Below are 4001 nucleotides of genomic sequence, written 5' to 3'. Positions count from 1 at the left end.
AGATGTAGGAAGCAATCCGGCGGTTTTCAGGATGCCCTCGCCGATGGCCCATGCGGCATGCCGGGAAAAAACGGAGTTTTGTCTTTACTGGCTCAACAAATATGCTAACCGGAGCGCCGTGCCCTTGTAGCTCAGCTGGTAGAGCAGCGGTTTTGTAAACCGAAGGTCGGCGGTTCGATTCCGTCCGGGGGCACCAGCACAATGCAAAAACCATAACATTTTCAAAAGCTTAGAAAACAAGGTTCGGGTTCGATCCACCGCTTATCCACCTGGAATTTTTCATTTGCCAACGCGAGTATCCGCCCAGAGCATCACCGTATCCGGATCATCCTCTTCGTCCTCCTCCGGCTCGTAAGGTTCCGGCGCCACCAGCAAATCGATTCGCCTAAGGTCAGTCCCTCCCATTGGCGCATCGAGCGAGAGCGTTTTGAAGGTGTCATATTTGTGGATAGTGTGCTTGGTGCTAGGTTGCCAAATATTCAGCCTGGCTCAGATTTGGGAATATTGGGGGGACGTCACTTTGATCCGCATTTTGGTCGCACTCGCCGCCGCAATTTGCTTCGCGTCTTCGGCGGCTTCGGCAGGACAGGACAATATCCACTTCCTGGTCGGGATGCCCGATGCCAAGTTAAATTTGGCCGCTAAAATGGCAGGTAACCTCAACGGCGTTATGCAAAGGTGCCGGCTGAGGCCTACAGAGAATGGAAAAGCTATCATTGCTGTCCCTGTGCTTTTGTACGAGGGGATAGAAAAACACCTGACGCCTAATCCTCCTAAGTTCCGGAAGGCCATTCACACCTATGAAAGAGCTTACGCCATGGCGGTCCAGAGAGCGGGAAATTGCCAGGCTGAGAAGGCCAAATACCCGGGACTTTACCGATAGATGGCTGCGAAGGGACCCGGACATTGGGCGAGTCACCGCCCTGCGCGCCGCCGCCTAACTATGGCGTCGACGGCATCCTTCCTGATTGCTGCGGATTGAGCCGTCCGGTATACCCATCGGCATTCTTCACGAACACAGCTGCAAGCCTGATCCGTGCGGCAGCGGCTTCATTGAAGATCAGAACGGCACCCCTTCCACGCTCCGCACTTGAATTTCTCGATAATGCCCGCATCGAAGCCTGACGCGGAAGTATTGAGCTCTTCGAGGGATGCCTGCTTGCACCGGCCATCCCGATACCTATTTCGCCGAATTCAGGCGCAGCAACTTAGCCTACGGGTGTGACTTCCTAGCTATATACAAAGTTGCAGGCTCATCGATATAAAGCGATTGGCGATTTTGATGGGGATTTCATGAAAGCTTTTTTGCTCGCTTCATTCGTTGCGCTTTCCGCGGCTCCGGCCATGGCTGCCGATATGACGATCGCTCCTGTCGATACCCCTGAATGGACCTGGCAAGGGCCATACGCCGGCGTGTTCGGTGCCGGAACGTTGGAACACTACAAGATCTATGGACCGGGCGCCCAGGCTGGCGCAACGCATAATGTCGGCTCGGCAACGGTCGGCGGCTTTGCAGGCTATAACCTCCAATCCGGCAAGATTGTCTATGGCGTCGAAGGCGAGCTTGGCTACCGCTTCAAGAAGAACACCTTCGACGATATTCCAGGCCCAGGCGTCCTTGACGCCTCCACAGGTTTGTTCGGATCCGTAAAGGGTCGCGTTGGCATGGACATGGGAGCCTACATGCCGTTCGTCACGGCTGGTGTAACCGCTGCAAAGCTGAAGACATTCTACCCGGGTGGAAACGCTGAGCGGGATGCCACCTTGGTCGGTGGTGTTGTTGGAGCAGGCATCGACGTCGCGCTCACACACAACGTGTTCTTGCGCGGCGAATACGACTTCTCCTTCTTCGGCAAGAAGTCGCTTGAATATTGTGGCGGCGGATGCACGCTGGAACACACGCTTCAGACGCACGATTTCCGCGTCGGCATCGCGATGAAGTTCTAACTGTTCAGCGCGTCTCCGACTTTGACGCCCCCCGCGGGAATGGCAAGACCAAGGTCCAGCTTGTGAATGGCATTCCGCGGGCGCAATGTCGCCGCGAACCCGACGGCTAGGGGCCTGGATCGCAAATAGTTTGCCGTTCAGGCCCTTCGTTCGTTCCGGACCATGCCCATCTGCGCGCCATCCCTTCGTACCAAACCGTACGTTGAATCCTTCTTGGGTCACGCGTGACAAGAGAGTAAATAAATCCTTTCGCAGGAAGGGAGGCCGCGATGGCAGAAACGCATATAGAAGTCGCACGCGCGGTTATAGAAACCAGCTTTCGGTTGCGGCACCATTCCCTGGCCGGCACTGCCTCATTTCGCCGTGATATGGACCACTCCCGACGCGCAATCGAGGCCTCGCGCGAACTGCTCAAGCGCCTTCGCCAACGTCATCGCGATGACATGGCCCGGGAGGGAGATCCGGAGCCAGGTCCTGTTGCCGTCTCGGCCTTCGATGCCGACATTCTCCGCTCGGCGTTTCGAAACCTGGTCAGGGAAACAGGCGTTCCCGAGTGTGAATGGCGCCACCTGGCTGAAAGCTTGGTCCGCGAATATGTCGGGTGCGAGCAGGTTAACGTTGGCTTGTTGGACTGGATTACCCACAAGTAGTCAGCGGTATAAATTGCGTACCAACGCAAAGCAGCCCGTCCCGCCCACATTGCCGGTGACACGAAACGGGCTGCGGAAGCCCGCATGCGACGCTTCCTGCAATCCAACTTCGGGCGAGTACGGATGTTCCGTTAGTTTCTGCTGAAAGGCGGTACATTCTGCTGCCGTGGCCATTCGACAGTCACTGGTAGGGTAGACCCGCCGCTCCATTTGCGAAGCGACGGGCTCTCGCCCACCCCATACCTGTGAAAGCAATTTAGATGCCAAACTTTTGACCCGTTATGGGGCACAACCGTCGCCTTGCCAGTCGGTCGGTCGCCCTCTCGTCGCTCTGCCTCGACATTGATAACCATGTACATCATGCCGGCTCGTTGGCTGCGATCACAAATTGTCGGATTCGTACGAAGCAGAGTTCTGTACGATTCCAACCCTGTAACTTTGTACACCCCTGTTTTGTAATTCGGCGGCTGAGGGGACGCCGTGCATCAGGTTGCATTTCACTGTCAATCGCGCGCCAGAGGGCGTATATTTTTTAAATCGTCTGCACGTGTCTACGGGCGCAGACGGCAGGGAGATTGGAAAGCTCTTGCCCCAAGCGGGATTGAGCTATGACCAATCCAGAGAACGATTCCTACAGAAACCAATTGTTGCGCAGGCTTGACCCTGGTGACCTGGGGCTTTTGCAGCCACACCTTGAACTGTGTGACCTCGAGCCGAAAATGACCTTAGAGAAAGCCGATTCGGAGATCGAGACGGTGTACTTCCTGGAGGACGGCATCGCTTCTGTGGTCGCGACGGCTTCAGGTAAGGAAGCCGAGGTGGGCCTTGTCGGCTTTGAGGGAATGACCGGTGCCGCGCTCGTGATGGGCGCTGACTATGCAGCGCATCAATGCTACGTTCAGTCGGCCGGCAGCGCTTTCAGGATGGGAACCGAGCCCTTCAAGGAGGCTCTTGCGAACAGCCCAACGTTGCGCCTTTTCCTGTTGCGCTATGTCCACTACTTCCACATCCAGACCAGCTATACGGCCCTGATCAACGCAAAATCAAACCTTGAAGAGCGGTTGGCGCGCTGGCTTCTAATGTGTGACGATCGGGTCCACGGCGAGCGCCTTGCGATCACCCATGAGTTTCTCGCCGTCATGCTTGGAGCAAGACGCCCAGGCGTTACCGTTGGGCTGCAAGTTCTGGAAGGACGTGGTTTCATCTATTCTCGACGTGGCGAAGTGCACATCAGGGACCGCAGCGGACTTGCGGCCTGCGCAAACGGCACCTACGGCAAGCCAGAAGCCGATTACGTTCGGCTAGTTGGATTATAGCGCTCCAAGCATGCCGGACGTAGGCCGCGGTGATCCAAGCACCTGCGCCTCGCGCCAGCAATACAGCCCGTCCCGCCCACATTGCCGG

The 4001-nt window shown here is 56.6% G+C and carries 4 protein-coding genes and 1 tRNA gene; all 5 read left to right on the top strand.

Annotated elements, in window-relative coordinates; genetic code table 11:
- Positions 1 to 120: 120 nt before the first annotated feature.
- Positions 121 to 196: transfer RNA gene (locus EN879_RS26815), tRNA-Thr, on the top strand.
- 324 nt (positions 197 to 520) lie between these two features.
- Positions 521 to 883: a hypothetical protein gene (locus EN879_RS39120; protein WP_164745866.1), complete on the top strand. Its 363-nt coding sequence runs from the start codon at positions 521 to 523 to the stop codon at positions 881 to 883.
- Between the two features lie 410 nt (positions 884 to 1293).
- Positions 1294 to 1947 carry an outer membrane beta-barrel protein gene (locus EN879_RS26805; protein WP_013531390.1) on the top strand — a complete coding sequence of 218 codons (654 nt, stop codon included), beginning with the start codon at positions 1294 to 1296 and terminating at the stop codon, positions 1945 to 1947.
- A 269-nt stretch (positions 1948 to 2216) separates the two neighbouring features.
- On the top strand, positions 2217 to 2597 hold the full coding sequence (locus EN879_RS26800) for a hypothetical protein (RefSeq protein WP_013531389.1): 381 nt from the start codon (positions 2217 to 2219) through the stop codon (positions 2595 to 2597).
- 608 nt (positions 2598 to 3205) lie between these two features.
- Positions 3206 to 3913: a Crp/Fnr family transcriptional regulator gene (locus tag EN879_RS26795; RefSeq protein WP_063168079.1), complete on the top strand. Its 708-nt coding sequence runs from the start codon at positions 3206 to 3208 to the stop codon at positions 3911 to 3913.
- Positions 3914 to 4001: the final 88 nt, after the last annotated feature.

It is taken from the genome of Mesorhizobium sp. M7A.F.Ca.AU.002.02.1.1 (genome assembly GCF_003998535.1).
Lineage (GTDB): Bacteria > Pseudomonadota > Alphaproteobacteria > Rhizobiales > Rhizobiaceae > Mesorhizobium > Mesorhizobium ciceri.
The sequence above is the reverse complement of the archived record's forward strand: the minus strand, read 5'-3'. Positions and strand labels throughout refer to the sequence as shown.

What these genes read in the sequence shown, in the direction of transcription:
- EN879_RS26800 (WP_013531389.1), top strand. Translation starts at nt 2,217, where the DNA reads ATGGCAGAAACGCATATAGAAGTCGCACGCGCGGTTATAGAAACCAGC.
- EN879_RS26805 (WP_013531390.1), top strand. Translation starts at nt 1,294, where the DNA reads ATGAAAGCTTTTTTGCTCGCTTCATTCGTTGCGCTTTCCGCGGCTCCG.
- EN879_RS26795 (WP_063168079.1), top strand. Translation starts at nt 3,206, where the DNA reads ATGACCAATCCAGAGAACGATTCCTACAGAAACCAATTGTTGCGCAGG.